18 protein-coding genes are annotated in these 21034 nt (G+C 34.1%); 9 read left to right on the forward strand and 9 right to left on the reverse strand.

Translation table 11 applies throughout. From position 1 onward, the window contains the following. Window positions 1–46: 46 nt before the first annotated feature. Window positions 47–1165: a DEAD/DEAH box helicase gene (locus DRF59_RS12490; protein WP_167456678.1), complete on the reverse strand. Its 1119-nt coding sequence runs from the start codon at window positions 1163–1165 to the stop codon at window positions 47–49. A 431-nt stretch (window positions 1166–1596) separates the two neighbouring features. Between DRF59_RS12490 and DRF59_RS12495 the strand changes: the two genes are divergently transcribed. After that, complete coding sequence (locus DRF59_RS12495) at window positions 1597–2550, forward strand: beta-1,6-N-acetylglucosaminyltransferase (RefSeq protein ID WP_241505584.1); 954 nt, start codon at window positions 1597–1599, stop codon at window positions 2548–2550. 143 nt (window positions 2551–2693) lie between these two features. Here DRF59_RS12495 and DRF59_RS12500 read toward each other — a convergent pair whose 3' ends face one another. The 4 genes from DRF59_RS12500 to DRF59_RS12515 form a co-directional block, all read right to left on the reverse strand. Next, window positions 2694–3212, reverse strand: a complete 519-nt coding sequence (locus tag DRF59_RS12500; RefSeq protein WP_115960399.1) for a DUF2911 domain-containing protein — start codon at window positions 3210–3212, stop codon at window positions 2694–2696. 35 nt (window positions 3213–3247) lie between these two features. After that, window positions 3248–4939, reverse strand: coding sequence for a sodium:solute symporter (locus DRF59_RS12505; protein ID WP_115960402.1), 1692 nt, complete (start codon window positions 4937–4939; stop codon window positions 3248–3250). A 107-nt stretch (window positions 4940–5046) separates the two neighbouring features. Next, complete coding sequence (locus DRF59_RS12510) at window positions 5047–7548, reverse strand: PIG-L family deacetylase (RefSeq protein ID WP_115960404.1); 2502 nt, start codon at window positions 7546–7548, stop codon at window positions 5047–5049. A 337-nt stretch (window positions 7549–7885) separates the two neighbouring features. Then, on the reverse strand, window positions 7886–8425 hold the full coding sequence (locus DRF59_RS12515; RefSeq protein WP_123873683.1) for a hypothetical protein: 540 nt from the start codon (window positions 8423–8425) through the stop codon (window positions 7886–7888). A 482-nt stretch (window positions 8426–8907) separates the two neighbouring features. Between DRF59_RS12515 and DRF59_RS12520 the strand changes: the two genes are divergently transcribed. The 5 genes from DRF59_RS12520 to DRF59_RS12540 all read left to right on the forward strand — a co-directional run bounded on the left by DRF59_RS12520 (window position 8908) and on the right by DRF59_RS12540 (window position 12018). Further along, a complete protein-coding gene (locus DRF59_RS12520) occupies window positions 8908–9156 on the forward strand; it encodes a helix-turn-helix domain-containing protein (RefSeq protein ID WP_115960410.1) in 249 nt (82 codons plus the stop codon). A gap of 190 nt (window positions 9157–9346) precedes the next feature. Beyond that, entirely contained in the window at window positions 9347–9868 is a 522-nt protein-coding gene (locus tag DRF59_RS12525; RefSeq protein ID WP_115960413.1) for a hypothetical protein, read from the forward strand. A 12-nt stretch (window positions 9869–9880) separates the two neighbouring features. After that, window positions 9881–10693, forward strand: a complete 813-nt coding sequence (locus tag DRF59_RS12530) for a hypothetical protein (RefSeq protein ID WP_115960416.1) — start codon at window positions 9881–9883, stop codon at window positions 10691–10693. A 131-nt stretch (window positions 10694–10824) separates the two neighbouring features. Further along, window positions 10825–11685 (forward strand): hypothetical protein, encoded by an 861-nt coding sequence (locus DRF59_RS12535; protein WP_115960419.1) that lies wholly within the window; start codon window positions 10825–10827, stop codon window positions 11683–11685. Window positions 11686–11805: 120 nt separating this feature from the next. Beyond that, complete coding sequence (locus tag DRF59_RS12540) at window positions 11806–12018, forward strand: hypothetical protein (RefSeq protein ID WP_115960422.1); 213 nt, start codon at window positions 11806–11808, stop codon at window positions 12016–12018. Between the two features lie 12 nt (window positions 12019–12030). Here the strand turns inward: DRF59_RS12540 and DRF59_RS12545 are convergent, their stop codons facing one another. The 4 genes from DRF59_RS12545 to DRF59_RS12560 all read right to left on the reverse strand — a co-directional run bounded on the left by DRF59_RS12545 (window position 12031) and on the right by DRF59_RS12560 (window position 17638). Beyond that, window positions 12031–12702: a hypothetical protein gene (locus tag DRF59_RS12545; RefSeq protein WP_115960425.1), complete on the reverse strand. Its 672-nt coding sequence runs from the start codon at window positions 12700–12702 to the stop codon at window positions 12031–12033. A gap of 81 nt (window positions 12703–12783) precedes the next feature. Next, entirely contained in the window at window positions 12784–14178 is a 1395-nt protein-coding gene (locus DRF59_RS12550; protein WP_115960428.1) for a hypothetical protein, read from the reverse strand. Beyond that, window positions 14179–14865 (reverse strand): ATP-binding cassette domain-containing protein, encoded by a 687-nt coding sequence (locus DRF59_RS12555; RefSeq protein WP_115960431.1) that lies wholly within the window; start codon window positions 14863–14865, stop codon window positions 14179–14181. A gap of 1003 nt (window positions 14866–15868) precedes the next feature. Continuing rightward, window positions 15869–17638, reverse strand: coding sequence for a helix-turn-helix domain-containing protein (locus DRF59_RS12560; RefSeq protein ID WP_115960434.1), 1770 nt, complete (start codon window positions 17636–17638; stop codon window positions 15869–15871). Window positions 17639–18076: 438 nt separating this feature from the next. Between DRF59_RS12560 and DRF59_RS12565 the strand changes: the two genes are divergently transcribed. The 3 genes from DRF59_RS12565 to DRF59_RS12575 all read left to right on the forward strand — a co-directional run bounded on the left by DRF59_RS12565 (window position 18077) and on the right by DRF59_RS12575 (window position 21015). Next, window positions 18077–18628: a hypothetical protein gene (locus DRF59_RS12565; protein ID WP_123873684.1), complete on the forward strand. Its 552-nt coding sequence runs from the start codon at window positions 18077–18079 to the stop codon at window positions 18626–18628. 421 nt (window positions 18629–19049) lie between these two features. Then, entirely contained in the window at window positions 19050–19574 is a 525-nt protein-coding gene (locus DRF59_RS12570) for a hypothetical protein (protein ID WP_115960441.1), read from the forward strand. Window positions 19575–19608: 34 nt separating this feature from the next. Next, complete coding sequence (locus DRF59_RS12575) at window positions 19609–21015, forward strand: hypothetical protein (protein ID WP_115960444.1); 1407 nt, start codon at window positions 19609–19611, stop codon at window positions 21013–21015. The last annotated feature ends 19 nt before the right edge of the window (window positions 21016–21034 follow it).

Consider the following 21034-nt stretch of genomic DNA (forward strand, 5'->3'; position numbering starts at 1 on the left):
AATTATTATTAAAAATTGTATAGTATGTTCTGTAACGTTACAGATTTTATTTATAAAAAGACCTGACCGGCATTGTAAAACCTATCAGTTTTTGAATATTCTTGAGATCTAGACGCTCATCAGTATCGCAAAATGAAATAGCAGTACCTTCTGCTCCGGCCCTCCCTGTTCTGCCAATCCGGTGAACATAAGTTTCCGGTACATTCGGAAGCTCGTAATTAACGACATGAGGAAGATCATCTATATCAATTCCCCTTGCTGCAATATCTGTAGCCACTAAAACTTTAATTCTGCTGCTTTTAAAATCATCAAGAGCATTCTGTCTTGCAGTCTGAGATTTGTTCCCATGAATTGCCGCAGCAAAAATACCAACACCTTCTAATTGCTGAACCAGCTTATTGGCAGCGTGTTTTGTACGGGTAAAAACCAGTGAACGCCTCATATTTTCATTTTGCAATAAATCAATCAGCAAACCGGTCTTATCCCGTTTTTCTACAAAATATACGGATTGCTTTATCCCTTGTGCGGTTGAAGACACAGGAGTTACTGTAACTTCTACAGGATTACTCAGGATCGATTCTGCAAACTTCCGTATACTCCCGGGCATAGTGGCTGAAAAAAATAATGTTTGTCTTTTCTGAGGAATTAGCTTCAACACTTTTTTTACATCATTAACAAATCCCATATCAAGCATTCTGTCGGCCTCATCCAAAACAAATATTTCTATTTTAGAGAGATCAATATGTCTTTGATTAACCAGATCCAGTAATCTGCCTGGTGTTGCAACCAGAATGTCAACTCTCTTTCTGAGAGCGGCAAGCTGGCCTCCCGCTGAAACTCCTCCATAAACAGAGAGTTGGGATAAAGGTAAATACTTGCTGTAAACAGCAAAATTCTCTTCAATCTGTATCGCTAATTCCCGGGTAGGTGTGAGTATTAATGTTCTTATCTCTTTATGTTCAGGGGTATGTTTTTTTAACAGCTGCAGAATAGGCATTGCAAATGCAGCCGTTTTTCCCGTACCTGTCTGGGCACATCCTATAATATCCCTTCCGGCAAGAATATGAGGTATCGCGGTATATTGTATCTCAGTAGGTTTGGAATATCCGGCTTCTGTGACTGCCCGTATAATTGGGTTGATTAAATTTAAATTTTTGAAACTCATCATAATTTTCAGGTTTCCTGATATTTTGTAAGCAAATCCACTTTTGGAATTTGAATTGTTGTATTTGGGATAAATAAAGAAATCTTTATTCATCATTTACTTGCTTAGCTTCCAATAAATTACCTCTATGGTATTCATGAGCCTGCAATAACGTATCTTTCTAGGATGAAAAGACTTATAAAGTATTTTCACATTCGAAACCCGATTGATAATTGGGGAGCTGAAAAAGCAAAAACTGAAAGAAAAAATTGTGAGTTTAAACTATTACAGAATAGCAAAGGCAGAAACCTGTTTTATAAATACTTTGCAAATGTACAATAAAATAGTTGAGCATCATTCAATTTAATTCATTGATTATCAAAAATATATTCGTAGCTTACGCACATAAACTAAATTGTTTGCCTTTGCGGATGATTTTAAATTTAATCCCTATGCAAACGTCGTTTCCCACTACCCATCCCCATTCCCAAACTTCAGATCTGCGTTCTGCTCCGCAGGTGAGAATTGCTTATTTTATCATGGTTCATCATAAACCTGATACGTTTAAAGAAATGTTTCAAAAGATTTATACGAGGGACCAGTTTTATCTTATTCATATTGACCGGAAAGCAAAAGCAGAATTTACGGAGGAAATACAATTATATTTAATACACTTTCCGAACGTATACATTTTGGAAAGCATGAATATTGTAGCCGGAGGGTTTAGCATGATCCAGGCTGAACTGAATGCAATGGAATATCTTTTGAATGTAAGCCATGACTGGGATTATTTTATCAACTTAAGCGGTGAAGATTTCCCTCTCAAGTCACAAAATATTATTCGTAAATTCCTTACCGTTAATAACGGAAGAAATTATCTTTTTTATTACGACCAGAAGTTTTACAGGCCGGATACACTTCGAAGGATACAAAATCACTTTACGGAGCTTACCCATAAAATATCATCATTGATTTATAAAAGGGATTTCATGGAAGGTGTCACACCTTATATTGGAGGTAAATGGTTTATTTTTACCAGAGATACCTGTTCTTTTTTAACCAATAACAAAAGAGTAATGGATTTTGAAGATTATTACTTACATACTCTTTTGCCTGCTGAATCTTTCTTCCAAACAGTTCTTATGAATACGATTTTTAAGGATATCATTGTGAATGATGACAAAAGAGCAACTATTGAAAAAACATTCTTTAATAAAAATTCGTATCATACTTCTTTTCTTGAATCATTAAAAAACAGCAATCAGCTTTTTATTAGAAAGATTAATAATGAGACCAGTCAAGCTATTTTAAAGTATATTGATGAAACATATCTACTTCCATTACCATATGTGAACGAGATAGAAAAAGAGATTAAAAGAGATGAACGTAATGATAAATGGTCTTAATAAATCTTTATTAAAACTTATAAGCCGGAGATGTCCGAATATTTTAAGCGTTTGATCAACAGTCTGAAATTGCCTCAATAGTAATCTTTGATACAGTAAACAAAAAAATCCCGGTTAATCCGGGATTCCTATTTTTCATAAATTTACTTTATCTCTACAGGAACTGAGATCTTATCCCAATCCATTGTGAATCCATTATCATTTATTTTGTACACTAAATTTTCCTGTCTGGTTTGTAAGGCTTTTGTTTTTACATCCACACGTAAAGCATCTTTAGCCTGTTCATATTTATAAGCGCCCCATTGTTTTGGCTCTTTGTTAAAAATGGCTGTCCAGGTTCCGCTTTCCTTAGGAATCAGGAAAAAGCTGTATTTACCTGCAGGCAGCGGTTTACCCTGAACGGTAATATTTTTATCTGTTTCAAAAGTTGTTGCTTCATTTGCACCCGCACGCCAAACTTTATCATAAGCTTCTAAACCGCCCCAGATGGTACGCCCTTTCACAGAAGGGCTGCTATAGTTTATTGTAATGGTTGCATCTTTAATTTTTCCCGTTGCAGTAGCAGGAGGGCTGGCTGGCTTTTTAGTGTCCTGAGCAAAGGCATTCAGGGAGATCGTCATGGTAGCAACAAGTACAGTTGCAGATTTAAGAATCGTTTTCATAATATTTTTATTTGCTTGTTTTTGTTATTGTTCGTTTACGAATTTACTGTTTTCTGCTTATAAAACAGCAAACCGATTGCAGAAAATACAATAACTGCTGCTGCCCCGATTACATTAAGCCAGAGGAAAGAAACAATATCGAACTGATACACGGCAATAACCGCAATTTCTGATAATATTGCAGCAATAAATACATTGGAGCCGGTGATTTTCTTATAGTAAAATGCGACAAGAAAAATCCCCAGTATCGGACCATAGAAAAGAGAACCCAATATATTAACCGCTTCAATAAGGGAGCCCATCTGCGTTGCAAACATGGCAACACCAATTGAGAAGATCCCCCAGGCTAAAGTGTGCAGGCGGCTATACTTCAATTCGGTTGCATCATCAGGAATATCTTTTCTGAATATCAGATGAACATCTTTTAACGAGCATGCAGCAAGGGAATTCAACGCCGCAGAAATTGAACCCCAGCTGGCCAGGAAAATGACAGCAAACAATAAACCGATCATCCCTGCGGGCAATGTATTTTTTACGAAATACAGGAAAATGTAATTGGTATCCGTTTTTTCCGCATTATAGTTTGAATTATTGATCGCCTCCTCTACCCTGCCATGAAGCGCTTTCACCTGGGTTTGTGTATTTTTAAAATCCTGAACTGCTTTTTGGAGTTGGGGAGAATGTGTTTCCTTCAACTTCAGAATTTCTTTCGATTCTGCATTGAACTTTACTTGTAAATCCCGGTGCTCCTTTTCAAAAACCGCAGCCTGTTCGGGTTTTGTTTCCTTTAAATATTGATAAGAGCGTTCGTTAAAATAAATCGGAGCCGGTTTCAGGGAAAAGAATGCAAAAAGCAAAGCACCGATCAGGAGAATCGCAAACTGCATCGGAATTTTAACCAACCCGTTCAGCAGCAAGCCCATTTTTGCATTGGTATTATCCTTCGCGGTAATATACCTCCCTACCTGGCTCTGGTCTGTCCCAAAATAAGAAAGTGCCAGAAAAAAACCGCCAATCAGACCGCTCCATATATTGTATTTGTCTTTCCAGTCAAATTCTGTGGTGATTACATTGAGCTTTCCGGATTTCCCGGCCAGGTAAAGTGCATCCTTAAAACCAATTCCTTCCGGCATATTCTGAATAAGCAGATAACCTGCAAAAGCCATTGTTCCAAGAATAATGAGAAACTGAATTTTTTGGGTATGAGCAATCGCTTTTGCACCGCCAACATAGGTATAAATCAACAGAATACCACCTGTTAAAACATTGGTTACATAAATATTCCAGTTTAGAACACTTGACAGGATGATACTCGGAGCGTAAATGCTGATTCCTGTTGACAAGCCTCTGGAAAAAAGAAAAAGCAGTGAAGTGAGTACCCTTGTTTTCTTATCAAAGCGGTTTTCCAGATATTCGTAGGCGGTGTAAACATTTAAGCGCTGAAAAATCGGAATGAAAGTAATACAGATCACAATCATCGCCAAAGGTAAACCAAAGTAATACTGAACGAAACGCATGCCGTCTGTATACGCCTGGCCCGGTGCTGAAAGAAATGTGATGGCACTTGCCTGGGTAGCCATAATGCCTAAAAGCACAATATACCAGGGCATTTTATTATCTGCTTTCAGGTATGATTCATTGCTTTTCTGGCCACGACCGGTAAATACGCCGTAAACAACCACTACAACAAGGGTAAAAATGAGAACTGTCCAATCTATATTACTCATGCCCAGAATTTAGTAAACCAATAATAAAATGCGATCTGGAATATTAATGCAGCTGCCAATAATATATACCAGGTATTCCAATTTTTAAGTTTCTTGTTCATCAGTTTTTAGTTTTTCTGTGCAGATAAAAAGTTTAAAAATAAACGTGCCGCCCCCACATTTCCTGCAGGCAGCTGTCTGAAAAATGCCAACGGTGTATAGATAAAATTACCCTTCCCGTATCTGGCATATAAAGTGGATCCCTGCAGAGGTTCTTCATCTGCATCGTGCATTTCAAAAAGCGGTTCATACGCTGCATCCCATTGAACAGGGAAATAGGCACCGCGCTCCTGTACCCAGCCTTTAAAATCATCCGCAGTAATTTTATTCGGAAAGTTCAGTAATTTATGATTTGGATTTAAAAACGTAACTGCCGCATTTTCTTCGGTAACCCGCTTATTGGCAATACTGAAAGGGTACATTCCCAATTGGTCAACGGTTGTATCCTGATTGGTATTGTACTGCATTATCAGATTACCTCCGGCTTTTACATAAGACCATAAAAAAGGCATCCAGCGACCCAGTCTTTTTTCGGTGTTGTTTGCACGGACACCAAGTACGATGGCATCATATTGTAATAGCTTGTTCTGACTGCCGTTTCCGGATTTATCTGTATTGCCATAAAAATCTTCGTCCTTCAGGATATCTGTCTGAATGCCTGCAATGCGAAGGAACTCAGGAATAAAGTCGCCCGCACCTTCTATATACCCTACTTTTTGAACCTTTGCCTGGATATCACCTTTCATTACGGTTACCGCTGCTGGTGCAAAATATTGTAAGGAAGGTAAATGCGGATATTGAATTAATATTTGTTTTTTATTGTAAGTAACTCCATCTGCAACCAAATTGGCATCCAACTGCAAGCGGGAGGAATTTATTGCGGCAAGCTTATTTTTTGGAACAGTGTAATCAATGGTAGTCTCTTTTCCGCTGAGCAAACTTACATCCGTACCGCCTAACCGCTCTCCGTTATACATCAGGTTTAGAATACCTTTATTGAGCTGTTTGCTAGAATTAACCTTAATATTTAAACCCAAATGTAAATCTTCATTTTCTTTAACCAGATAAAGGGGTTGTATAAATTTCAGTTCCAATGCAGGAACAATACGCAACGCTTCCACCACATCACCACGAACCGGATCCAGTTTCTTGAACGATAAAGGAAGTTTAACCTGAAACTTTTCCGAACCGATTCTTATATCAAGTAAAACATTCAGTGGTGATTCTGCTTCAGGCAGCCCGACTAAAGTATCATCCGGAACAGAGAAAGTTGCCGCATTTACGGCTGGTTTTGCCAGCCAGTAAGGTTCTGTAAGTGCTGCATCTGCAGGAATCTGAATGTCATGCTGAATGGTAATTAAAGAATCTTTTGATAGTTGCCTATTGAAACTTTCTGACTTACTTAACCATTTTACATTTTCTAAAACAACAGGGTTTGCAGCTCTTGAAACCAGATTTAACCTGAAATTGTAATGATCCCCGGCAACTGCTTCAGCCTGACTGGTAACCACTTCACCCATAAATCCGGCACAGCTTAAAATGATATGGTCAAGGGATTTAATTTTATCTCTTTTCAGATCTGCATCCTGCAGTGCCAGGACTTTTTTTCGCAAAGCAAGCAAATCAGGCAAACTAAGGTCCGGATTATTGAAATTGAAAGCGGAAATAATTTTATCTAATGCCTGGTCAATATCTGCGTTTCCTTGTGAAGTCCAGGTTTTAGTGACTCCGTCAAAAAGTGTTGTTTTTGCAGGTTCACCAACAACGTGGGCAAAGTATTCGGTTCTGGTGCCGGCTACAGATTGTGTTCCTGCACCCTGGCTTTTATGTAAGCTCCTGCTTAATCCCGCCAGTTCGCCATACCCCATTCCCAATTGCGCATCATATTGTCCAACGGTGACTTTCAATTGATTTTCAGCGGTTGTATTGACCCCGCCAAAGCGGAAGGTATTCCACAATACACGTTTTGGCTGCCACACATTCACATATTTCAGCTGATCGGGGAAAGCCGTTTTATCGCCTGCCAGCTTAAAAGCTTTTTCCGCCACCACCGCCGAAGCCGCATGCTGTCCGTGGCCTGCCGCAGCATTAGGAGGAAAACGGCAAATGATAACATCCGGACGGAATTTACGGATTACCCAGACTACATCTGCTATAATGCTGTTTTCATCCCATTGTTTAAAAGTATCGGTAGTATTTTTAGAAAATCCGAAATCAATCGCGCGGGTAAAAAACTGCCGGGCCCCGTCCAATTTTCTTGCCTCTAAAAGCTCATGCGTCCTGATTAAACCCAATGCAGCCCCCTGCTCTGTGCCTAATAAATTCTGACCGCCATCTCCCCTGGTTAAAGACAGATAGCCTGTTTCTACATTCTGGCCGTTGATTAACCAGGAAAGTAATCCTGTATTTTCATCATCAGGATGAGCCGCAAGGTATAAAACTTTAGGCAGCTGTTTAAGGGTTTTGAGTTCACGGTAAATGTCAGATGATTTTGAAGGCCGGACCTGCTGGGCCGAACAAAAAACCGTATAAAATCCAAGGATAAATACAGTGCTTACTTTTTTGAACATTTAATTTTACTTTGCAGAGCAAATATAAGTAAATCATCTTTCTTTCAACGATAAAAGAATCAGACTGTGAATTTCACAAAAAAACTGTTTAAATTAAACCACAAAGTCACAAAAGCTTTCTAAACACTCAAGTTATTTAAGATATACTTTGCGTGTAAGAAGTACACTTAAGTTGTATTGAAAATCAAAGATTTTAATCTTAAGTGAACTTAATTATCCGCTATTCCATAAACTTTCTAAAGTGTTCTAAAGTGTTTAAAAAATAAAAACTTTTGTGACTTTTGTGGTTTAATAAAAAGTCACAAAAGCTTAACGCAAGTTCATTACTAATTCCGTTTTAATTGGTTTCAGCCATTTTCTTTTCTCTTCTTCTCTGAAGAATAAGGTGCGCCGCATCCAGCATCTTAACGGTATGGATGTACGGCATTACAATATTCCTTTCAGGCAGATTTTCATAAACCCCCATTGAGAAATAGACGATTCCGGACATAAAATAATCATATTCTTTGATGCTGTATTCCCTGAATGCTTTTTTGAAAACCAACAGAGGATTCCGGTATTCATTCTCTGAAAGCAGGCCAAGAGCCCACGGAGAAATTTTTTCTGACCGGGTATCAACAGTCCATTTCCTTTCCTTCAGCATCATGAGATAGCCTGCCCGGACCAACGACCTCATCGACTGATGAAACCGGAAGATTACCGCCGGATCTTCACTGATCCAATTATTGCGCTGTAGCGCATAATTCATAATGCTGCTCAATATTTCTTTGGAGGCCTCCAGCTCATTGAACTGAAAGAAATTTTCCATCAGCTGCAGCCCGGAGCGCTTCTCGCCTGCCCAAAACCGTGGATCAAAATCTTTTTTTATCTTTTTCATAGTTTGTATTTTTAGAGTGTTTGAAACCATCAGCATACCGATGTACGCTGAGTTTATTGTAAATGATGAATAGAAATAAATTCTAAGTTCCCGTGAAAGCCCTGAAGCCGCAATGGATTGTACACTCCATTGTACCGTATCATGATACTTATGCAGTAAAGCGGCTTAGAAAGATGATTGTAGAAAAGCAGAACAGCATGAAATAAAATGGCATGGGACTCTACATTATCCGTCATTGAGGCACTGGTATACCCTGCACACAGATAAGAGAGCCCACGCCTAGGTCGTGAGCTTCCTGCTTATCCTCTTGTGTGTCTAAAAATTACCAGTTTTCAATGACAAGATTCTAAGCAATAGCTTCTATTATTCTTTGAAGTATCGCAAAGCTACTTTATTGTAGCTTATTTTACAAATGTAAGAAAAGATAATTTGTAAACCAAATGGATTACAAATATTTTTATCAAATAATTTAAAATTGTTAAATGAGCAAACTTAACAATGAAGATATTGAACTTAGAAATAAAATAACTCAAAGGTTAATTAACTTAAGAGAGTCTACCGGGTTGAGCCAAAGTGAATTTGCCAAACTTCATGATCTTGACAGACAGCAAGTAAACAGATGGGAAAGTTTTGAAAGTGAACGAGGAGTTACAATTTACACTATAAAAAGATTCTGTACACTTTTAAAAATTACATTACAAGAATTTTTTAATGATCCTTTATTTAAATAATCCTGACGAAAGTTGGGATTTTTTTATGCGAAATTTGTGAAACCTTCAAATTCCGTAAAAATACTGAGTCGATATTTTAAGATGATTTTTATATTCGCTTTTACGGAAAGTCGTTTTTTTAAAATTATGTATCATAATATTTTTGTAAAACTATAATTTTTCAAAAACTTAAAAAGAAAAAATTAAGAGAATGAAATATTTATATCAATTATTTTTAGCTTTTAACTCGACTTGGTTAATTGCCGTAGTATTTCTTGTAAAAGAAAAGTATGTATTTAGTTTTATTGAAAAATTTTCCATGTATTACTCTTGGGTTATATTTATTTTAATCCCAATCATCTTAACTGTTTTGAGTTTTCTAATTGCAATGAAATTACCAAAAGATAATTTACAAAGAAATTCAGTTATGGAAATTGAACTAGCAAATAACAATTTTTTACCAACTTATTTAGGTTATTTTTTTGTGTCTTTAGGTGTAAGCGATATTCCTACTCTAATTGTAGTTTTTTTAATCATTTACATTTTTACATTTTTATCACAAACACTTTATTTCAATCCTATTTTTTTACTTTTTGGCTATCATTTTTACTTTGTAAAAACATCAGCAAGTATTAAAATATTTTTAATAACTAAAAGAAAACTAAAAACTCCTGGTAATGATAATTTTAATAATTTGAGGAGAATCAATGATTATACATTTATAGAACTTTAAAACTTGTAGCATATGGCAACCTTTATTTATGGGAAAGTGAAAAGAAAACATAATATTTTCCGAGTAATTGAGACAGAAGAAGAAGTTTACAATACTTCACAATTAAATTTAGTCGGTGTTGATTATAATCCAAATACGCTCATTGAAAATGAAGAACTTTATAAAGTTTCGCAATTTTCTCAATCTAGTTTTTCATTTGATTTTATAACTAATGATTTGAACTCGGTCAATCATGATCAAATAACTAGAAACGATCTCACAAAACTATCATTTATTTGTACCGTACAGGATAATTTATTTTTTTTTCAAATTATTAATTCAAGTTTTTTTATTAGTAAAAAATGGTTTTCTATTGATGAGTTAAGAATAGAAACTGAAAAACCAATTATTACAGTAAATCCATTTGCTGATGCAATATATGATAAAAACTCTGACATACTATACTTCAAGAAATTACCTGCGGCACAAAAAATATTTAAAGGAATGGATCAACTATATAAAGAAGCAACTGCTTTAGAAACTGATTCCTTTTTACAAAACGATTTCCTGCAGGTTGATTCTAATTTTAGTAGTAGAAACGTTTCAGTACCTAACAGAAAAAGGATTGCATTAGTAATGGGAACACTAAATAATTTATCTGATACCGAAAAACAATCTGTGTATTCATATATTAATCAATATAGTCAAGTAGAATTTCGAGGTGGAAAGTTTAAAATTGAAACAGATGAAGATCTTAAATTTGTTTTATGGGGAATCGAACAAAGATTTTATACAACTCCAATAGGAGGTGAAAAGAGAATTGCAAACTCTATAATTAGTATTTAGTTGATTTCTTTAACTCTGCATTAAGTTAAGTTGTTGTTCGTGCTTTTCTGGAATATTCTTTCAATCTAAACATTTCTTAAATCATTTTATTTATAAATTTGTAATAATAGTCAATTACAAATGTTTAGGGTATGGAAATAGCATTTTACTATTCTTTCAAAGAATTTAAAAAAAATTATAATATTGATTTTAAAAACTGGAGTAACACTTACCCTGATGCTAATGAAATTGATTATTTGAATGAACTAAGAAATAAATATCAATTATTTTTTTATGAAAATAATTCCGATTTTATAATAAACTCAAATTGGATTTCTAGTGAATATCCTGAATATTATGAATTGTCAATTATATCATACCATGAGTTTATGCAAGGGAAACTAATAGATTATTTATATAGTAATGGATTTTCAAATTTTGATGGAGATTTTTTAGAAATTCCGTTCGATACTAATGTAATGGATTTTTGGGACGATTGCAATATTAGAACTAGAAAAAACAATGCAATCATTGACGACGAAAAACACAAATATTTAAAAGACCTATTTGTTTTTAACAATTATACACATCAATTAGATTTTGACAGTAAAAAATTCACAAATTCTAAATTTGCAACAAAGAAAATTTTAGAATTTCTAGATAAAAAATCTCAATTAATTATCTCAAAAATTAAATTTGAAAAAGAATTAGTTGAAGACAAGGATATTTTCTCTACATCACAAAAAATAAAAATTAAAGGCAGTCTTCAATCTATTGGCTATTTATTTTCTGAATTAATCGAAAAAGGGTTCATTGAAGCTCCAAAAAGAAACGGAAAAGATAATACCAGCGCTATATCTCGAATGATTTTAGATCATTTTGAATTTATAGATAAAGAAGAGCAACCAAAGCCTGAAGATATACGCAAAACTCTTTTTACAGAAAATAAACTTTCAGCTGATAAACAAAATCAATTTAAGATTCCTCAAAGTAAAATTATCAATACAGATTAAATGTAATAATTTAGTTTACAACCAATTATTATCATTTTTGGATAAACTGGATAATCATTTGGATAACACTCATACTCAACAATAATTAATCTTTGCAATATCAATTAATAAATACTGCAAATGAGTACAATTAACCCTATTGAAAAAAGTCAGACAAAATTTAATGAAGAAGTCTTAACAAATTCTTATCAAGAATACCAAACCAATGGTATTTTCAAAGATACTTCTGAAATACAAATCATAGCAGCTTTATACTTAGTTTTCAAAATGTTTCGAAAAATCAAAATGAATTTTGATATTAATTTGAGAATTTCTGGGAGAAACAAAAAGTAGTAATAAAACCACTTATCTCTTCCTAATTACCTCACTCGTAAGACTAATATAATTAAACATACAAAACGTCGCCACCGCTCCAAACGTATGCCATAAAAAGTGGGTTCCGAAACTGAACCATTCCCATTTATCAGCGATACGGAAGGTTAATGCAAAAACAAAGGACAATACAGCAAAGCCTACCCATTTGCCGGCTTTCCATTGGGTATACATCAGATACCTTAGTACCGAGAAAACTACAAATGAGGCCATGATTGCATAATTTACGTTGATAAAAAGAGAAGTGTTATCTGCCAGAATCCAGTTTCTCAGGGCAAACATGAGTACCACATATACGAGAACCATTACCACAGCATAATACCATCTGGTGCTCCGGGCTACAAAATAAAATCCGGCAGACAAACAGAGCAACATAATAGGCAGCCAATCCATCATAATAAATACCGACCATTGCCTGAAGGAATGGTAAACCGTTCCTCCTATGGCTCCAATATATAATAAAACCAGGCAGTAGGTTAAAAAAGGATATTCTTTGAAGTTACCCTTCAATTTAACCGTCCAGAAAATGGCTATGGCTAAAAATAATACAGCAGTTATTGCATTTAGCGGCTCAGGGAACAACTGAGCCATATCTGTTTCTTTATATAACATGCCTCCGTCCGGAGGTATTGGGTTTATCGGCATTGTCTTTTTTTATATTATATACTGATTACTTCTTCTTAATATAATTTCCACTTACCCAGGATCATTTGCAATACAAAAGGTTTAAAATTTATAACAGAGTATATCAATTAATGGAGATTTAGAAACGTAACTAATATACATAATAATCAAGACAATATTTGCGACAGTAGTATTTTTTAATAAATGAATACTTGCTAATTGGAAAATAGATATAACCGAAAAATTAAATATTAGTAATAAAATAATTGGCATTTCTCCGATACGAAGAAAATATGGTATAAGCAATAAACAATAAAAGCTTAAAACAATTATAAATTTTGATATAAAGTGTAGTATATATGGAAAACTATACAGTTTTTCATATATAAAAGTGTTATAAAAATAAGATTTACCTAAGAAAATATCATTGATCTTGGTACTTAATAACAACAGTATTACCAAAATAAAAAGGAAAAAATTCTGTTGTACAAAAAATGAAAGAATCCAAAAGAGGAAAAAAACCGATAATGATTTATTATTAATGCTAACACTGAGTAAAAAAAGATCTTTTTTTAAGTAACTAGTTAAAGATAAATCTGTTTGCTCAATACCAGGTATGTTTTCAATTGAAAAATCATTATTTTGAATATTTTTTGAAGAACTACTATTAGAATAACCTGAATCAGCATTAGTTATGAAACTTCTTTTAATCCTAATAAAAGACAGAAAATAAGTACTAATGAGAGTGAAAGTTATTAGTAATAATTTATAGTAGATAAAGTTTGGTTTTATAAAACGTTTTACTGTTATTAGATTTAATACTTTTTCTTTAGAGATAAAGCCAATTGCAAAGCTTTTCACCGGAACATTTAAATTCTTATAAAAAAGAAAAAGTTCTGAACTGCCTGTAATATACAAAAGTCTATCATCATAAATAATAAGTAGTATAAAAACAGAGTAATAAATAAAATATTTGATATACTTACTCCCTAAAAGATACTCTACGAAATAACATAGCGTGGAAACAAGTAACAGAAATGGAGCGCAAAAATATAGTATAGGTATAATAAATAATACAATATTAATATTTTGGATATTCGCTAATATTAACGATACGTTCAATACTAAAAGTAACAATAATGAAATCAGATATATTGCTAAAATTTTGTATAAATGTTTAAAAAAAGGATGTAATGGAGATAAATCTTCATTAATATAATAACCAGCAACAGCGTCTTTTTCCTTATCTCCTGCTACGATTAAGAAAAGTAATAAATAAATAATCAGATTGGAAAAAACACCTGAAAGATTACCAATCCAATACTTATTACTGACAATAGATGAGTTATTACAGTAAAAAGTGACGTAATCTGATGTTTCATTAGGGATTAGAAAAAAACCTAACAAGACTAATAATACAACACATAATAAAAATATTTTTTTATTAATTAAGTGTCTGAAATAGATTATGATTAATTGTGAAAAAGACGACAGCATTTAAAAATATTTTTTTATATCTAAATTTTTCATACTAGCAATACTCTCATTTAATGAAATATTACCGTCTTTCATTACTATGACCTTATCACAATACTTAATAGCTTCATCTATTAGATGGGTTGAAAATACAATTATAGCATTAGCACTTAATTTTTTTAGTAATTGATATAATTTCTCACGTTCTATTTCATCCAAATTATTAGTAGGCTCGTCCAATATCAGTAATTTTGGATTATTTATGATAGAAATAATTATTGAGACTCTTTGTTGTATTCCTCCGGATAAATTTTGAACCTTAATATTTTTAAATTGAAGTATACTAAAGGACTCTAAAAATAAATCTATTTTTACCTCGATCTCCCTTTTTTTAGCCCCTTTTAGAAGCCCAAAATACATAATGTTTTGATAAACTGTTAAATCTAAATATAAATTAGGCTGTTGGGGCATAAACCCTGTTTCTTTTTTTATTTGGCGATTTTTTTTTACACTTACCTGATTATATTGATAAATACCAGAAGTAGGAGATGTTAATGTACTTAACAGTTTTAAAAGTGTTGTTTTTCCGGATCCATTACTACCTATTAATATATGGAGCCCATATGATAGTTTAAAAGATATATTATTTAATATCTTTTTATCTTTTATTTTATAAGATATATTATCAAGTTCAATGTTTGTTGTCATTTTCAATTTTATACGTAAAGCCGGTCATTTTTAAGTTAATTTTCTGTGGATCAATCATTTGCCCCGAATTTTTTGCGATCTCTTTTTGCTTTATAATTGAATCTTGTGATACTATTGGATAATCACGATATATGGATTTCTCAGGAGTTACTTCCCTTTTTATTTTCGATAAATCCTCACTGGATTTATATGTTAATTCATAAAAAAACGATTTAGTGTAATTTGTGAGAATATTATTGATGAAAAATTTACTAAAATTATAGTGATAATTTTGTGAATATTATTCATGGTTTTTGATATTTAGTTTTTTTAATATTTCTTGTAACCTTGTTACGAGAGAAACAAAAGTAACAAATTATATCATCTTTAAGAGAAATAATTTCATTATTTTCAAAATTTTCGAGTCATTTACTAATATCTAAACTTATGGATTAAAATTTTCCTATTTTTTATTTTAATTACATATTGTTCATTAATCAAAAAATAAAATAATCATATTTCCCAAAGCTATTTTCGAGTCATTTACTAATATCTAAGCTTATGGACTAAAATTTTTCTATTTTCTATTTTAATACATGCTGTTTATTAATCAAAAAATAAAATAGTCACATTTCTCAAAGATGTTTTTTATGTGGACAACTGTCAGAAACTTCGAATTTAAAGTAATTATGTATAGAAGAATCAACTAACATTCCCTTTTACTTATAGTAATTTGTAATATAAAAAATCTACAAATGGTATAAATGAACAATCTCCATTTTTAGACATTTAATTAATGAATATTGTTACTGCAAAGATAAAAGCACATACAGCATGGAAGTAGCCAAAACAATGGTCGTTGTAATCAAAACAACGATAAAGCAATTTCAGTAAAAGATTTCAGCTGATGGTATTCTTGACTGTTAAACCTGGAATGTATACTATGACGTAATCAATGCCAATGATTCAGTTATCGGAATACTATATACTATTGCCTTAAGTTAAATAGCACATGGGCTGACTATTATACAGTAACTTTCAACTGCTCCACAAAATAAGAAGGAGTAAAACCTGTTTGTTGTTTAAAAGCATTGACAAACACCCTCGGCGTTACATATCCGCACTCTTCAGCAAGAGAGGCAATCTTATACTCCCTGTAAACCGGGTTTTCATAAAGCATCTTAATGATATAGTTAATGCGAAGTTCATTAATATAACTTGTAAAGTTATGATTCTTATAGGTCTTTATGACTTCTGAAAGATATTTTGTATTAGTACCCAAACTGCTGGCCATCCAGGAAAGGCTAAGTTCTTTTTTTAGATATTTTTTTGAAGCTTCAAACTTTTCAAGCTTAAGAAGTAAAGCTTTTAGTGTTTCGTCTGTAATGGTGACAGAGGGTTTTATTCCATTGCTTTCATTATTTTTTTCAGGTGTTGGTTTTATTTTACTATTTTCATTTTCATGATGTATTTTAGCAATCAGCTCTTCATATTTTTTATGAATAACCTTATTGCTCCTTCTCCGGTATATCAGCATTCCGCCGATAATAAGGATTAGAATAACCAAAGAAATAACAGTAATTTTCTTTATTTCTTTCTCACTACTGGTTTTAGTCTCTGAAATGATCTTTTTGACAGGAACTTCCACAGCCTGTTTTTCTTCGGAATTAATACTGTCATTTAATTTTGAAAAAAGGTCAAGATATTTTTGGGAGGTTGAATTATCCCCAATTCCCAGATAAGATTTTGCCAATACCATATATCCTACTCTCCTGTTATAAGGCATGCTGTTGGACTTTTCTAAAACCAGCATATTCTCTCCGTATTCTATAGCTTTCCTATAGTCTTTTTTCATGTGATAAAACTCCTGAAGTGCCTGGTATAAATCTATTTTTGTAGTTAGGTTTATTTCCCCGTTCACCAGATTAAGCTGTTTTAAAGCTTCCATAAAATAGAATTCAGACAGCTTACTATTTTTTGCTTTATTCTTAGAATCCCTGTAGTAAATTCCCAGGTTCATATTTACGGAGACCAGCATATCAATCTTTTTCTCTAAAGGTATATCTTTACTGTTACCTTTTATTTTCAAAGCTTCTTCCCTGCTTTTTTCCAGATAATACAAAACTTTTTCATCAGACCGTCCCTGATTATAAGCAGCCATATTAAAATAAGCCAAAAAAATATGCTTATGTCTGTTATCAGCCTCAGCAATCAGTTTTGCATATTTCAAAGAGGCTTCATATTCCTTAAAACTCTCATCATACAGGCCTAGATTTTCATACAATATTGCTCTGGTATTATATAAAGTAGATAATGTTATATAATTTTTCTGCCGAATTGCCAGATCTCTGACCTGATTTGATATTGCTAACGCTTTTTTATAATCATACATATGAGAATACACCAGCATGATATTTTTTAGCGTATTCAATTCTCCTTTTTCACAACCTACCGCCTTTGCCAGGTCATTAGCCTGCTGAAGCAATCCGAGGGCCTCTTTATTTTTTCCATCCCCATTAACAGCAATTGCTTTATCTATTAACTGATCTATCTTTTCATTTCCAGGACATAAAATTGTTTCAGCACTTGCAGTGGAGAAAGAAAAGAAAAACAACAAAAAGATAAAAACCGTGTATAATTTTTGAAGAAACGGATTGCGGACTTCCCAAACAACATATTTTAATTTCTCAACAATTTTATCTTTTATCACAGATTCAGAATCTATGTGTTTTATATTTTGAGCAAATATTAAGGAAAAAGGAAAGGACACGAAAAATAAATAGATTTTATTCATTTGGAATTAGTTTTTTAGAGCATAGATTAAAGATTATAATACAATTAGTAATTCACCTACCTATCAGGTCAGAGAAACTAAATTTAAAAGGGTTTATAAGTTCATTGATCCATTCATTTAAAAAAAAAACATAAGAATCAATCTTTGTTTCAATTCTTTATGAATCCTCATGAAATTGATCTTCCCATACTATAATTATTATTTATACAAATGTAAATGAAATATATATTTTAAAAACACAAATGCCTATTTGGGATTTTTTTTAATTATACCCAAAATTTCACAATATTTAATAACTAACTGAAATTCAGTATAGAAAATTTGTAAAACAGGTTAAATGGGAAATGAAACTTTCCGAATTATTCCTGTATTAAGTTTGTACAAACATTGTGGTAGTCATATTATTGCATCAAAATGATGACCGATTCTGAAAATAACATGATGAACCAACTCTTCTCTCTGCATTATATTGGAGGGGGAAGATTTTTCTTATTGGTATTACTGCTGATTAATTTTCAGATAATTCAGGCTGTTTGCAGACATGATGAAAGCACTTTATCAGAAACGACTCCATCCACTACCTTATTCATATCAGAAGGCACCACAATTTCCGGGATAGAAAAAATATATGTACCGGCAAAGGAAAAGATAAAGAAAAAACCGAAAAGAAAAGAGTCTTTCAAATCCGGCAAAGGAAAACAAAAGAAAAAGGAAAATATTTCCCAGCCTGTTAAAAGCCGTAGCAAAACCGTATTAATTTTCAGCAGAGACAATCAGTCAGAAAAATCCTTACTGGCTGTTTCAGATAGTGACAGGCAAAGTGTAAGACCCAGTCAGCATACCATGAAATTTTTTCTGTTTTGGAATGAAAACGAGCAGCCGGCATCCAGCCATCAACTGAAGCCTTTTCTGAAAAAAGCTTATAAAAAACATCTCCTTTCTCATTTAATTTTCTTTCAAAATTTCAACCGCCCGCCACCATCCTGCTAAGGACTATCATTTAACACCTCATCAGATAGTTTGATTTAACAAAAACTTCCGTATTTCAGATCTGTATTCGCCGGTTTTCCGAGCGAACAGGTAAAATCATTTCCTTATACAGGTAATGGAGAAACGTATCCTATCACAAAAAAATGGCTTATGTTCCCTTGCAGCCGGAAACTTCAGTATGGAAACTAAAAATTTGGTATACAGTATCAAGGGCTTCTCCGAAATTCCGGAATCACCTCTTTGGGCATCACAAAGCGTCAACAGCATCATTAAATGTAAACCCATAGACTAGCAAGGATATAATTTCCATCGGCGAAGGAACCGGAGCCCGGATTTTCTTCAAACGCAAAATGATTCTTTTTGGAAGGAAACAATATCAGGAAAAAAAAATTCATCCATATCAATAAACCTATTAAAAGTCATGAAAAAACAATTTCTGCCCATAGCAATTTTGCTTGCTGTAACGGGTACTGTAAAATCTCAGATTGCCATAGGAAAACCGACAGTCACCAATACTTCAGTATCTCTGGAATTTGCAGATACAGAAAACAGGGGATTGATACTCCCCTATGTAGAAACGAAGACAGGAATTACAGACAACGGTACTCTCATCTATGATACCACCGATCACAAAGTAAAATACCTGAAAGATTCCGGTACATGGACCGACTTAAGTGTTGACAACACAGGAACCTCCAATATTACAATCCAGACCGGCAAAACTGAATCTGCAACCGCAAAATCGGTCATTGGATCAGCAGCGGCCACAGACAGCACCCCGGGAATACTGGTTTTATCCGATACCAACAAAGCGATGATATTACCCAAAATGGCCAGTCCGCACCTCAACATCATCGACCCTGCTCCCGGAATGATGGCTTATGATACCGTCAAACGGCAACTCGCTGTGTATAATGGTAAAGTATGGACCTTCTGGAAACCATAGGCAATAACTAATTAAAAATCTAACTCTTCATAACATGAAAAAAAATACAATTCTAATAGTTTCTCTTTTTATTGGTTTCAGTGCATACGGCCAGGTAGGCATTAATACAGAATCTCCCAAGGCAACATTGGATGTTGTTGCAAAAGCTGCCGACGTGACGGTAACAGACGGCATTATAGCACCAAGGCTTACCGGGAATCAGCTGAGAAGTAAAACATATACAGCCGAACAGACCGGAGCACTGGTATATGTAACCGCTCCGGATACTGCTCCTGCAGGCCAAACTGTAAACGTAACCTCTATTGGGTATTATTATTTCAATGGTACCCAATGGATAAGTACAGCTGGGAATGATGTGAACATTTATAATGCCAATGGTACGCTTACTAATGCCCGCAGGATAACTTTGGGAGGAAACAGCCTGACGGTCCAGGGAACCGGCCAGTCTACCGTCTTCAATCCCAATACGGGGCTACTTCAGACAGGGCTTGCCACTTCAGCAACCAAACATGCCAGTGGAATTTTTACAGCTGCTGATAATAATGGTAACGCAATATCCTCCCGGTTAATCTTTCAGATCTATCCCGAACAGGCTGGTCAGATTATAGCAGATAATGATGCCAGAGCCCTGGCTCTTTCTACCCATCTCACTACGCAATCAGCTCCCATCACTTTTTCCACAAGTAGAGGAAACAGTACAGAAGGAACCGAAAAAATGCGTATTACCGGTGAAGGAAATATAGGCATCAACACCGGTACACCGACCGAAAAGTTCGATAACAATGGGATTACCAGACTTCGGAGCCTTCCACTCAGTGGTACAGCTAATGCCATTTATACTTTACCTGCCGGTAACGGAGCTTCTGCCAGTCAGGATCAAACTTTTACAGCAACCAGAACGGTAGTGGCTGATTCCAATGGAGTCCTGGGGTATGTAAATGGGTTACCTTCTACAGGAGGAGGAACTCCTCCTACAGGCAGTATCAACGTTGGGGAAACCATCTCACAGATCTATGCAGTACCATCCGCTGCCGCCAATGTGAATACATTCAATTTAGGAGCTTATGTATCAGCAAACGGTCTCCCGGCATTACCCGTTATCGATGGCTTACAGATCAATCTGCAAGGGGTGAACTCCACTTATTATGATCCAAGGATTTATAATATATCATCCGCACCACAGCTGATAAGCTTCCAATCCTTTGCTACACAAGTGAATGAAAACAGAACATCCCTTAACAATACGGTGGCAGCAGGAAATTACCTGCAGATGGATGCCAATAATATTGTGTTCTGGACTACAACTGCAGCAGAAGTGGAAACATCAAATGTCCAGGTACAGATTGATGCCAATACTTACAGATGGTATGAATTCAAATGGTGGTGTATGGAAATAGGTACAACAAAAAAGATTTTTCTGTCTGTAACCCGTAAAGCATAGAAATATAAAAGTTTCATCC

Origin of the sequence: Chryseobacterium flavum (assembly GCF_003385595.1) — a bacterium.
Lineage (GTDB): Bacteria > Bacteroidota > Bacteroidia > Flavobacteriales > Weeksellaceae > Chryseobacterium > Chryseobacterium flavum.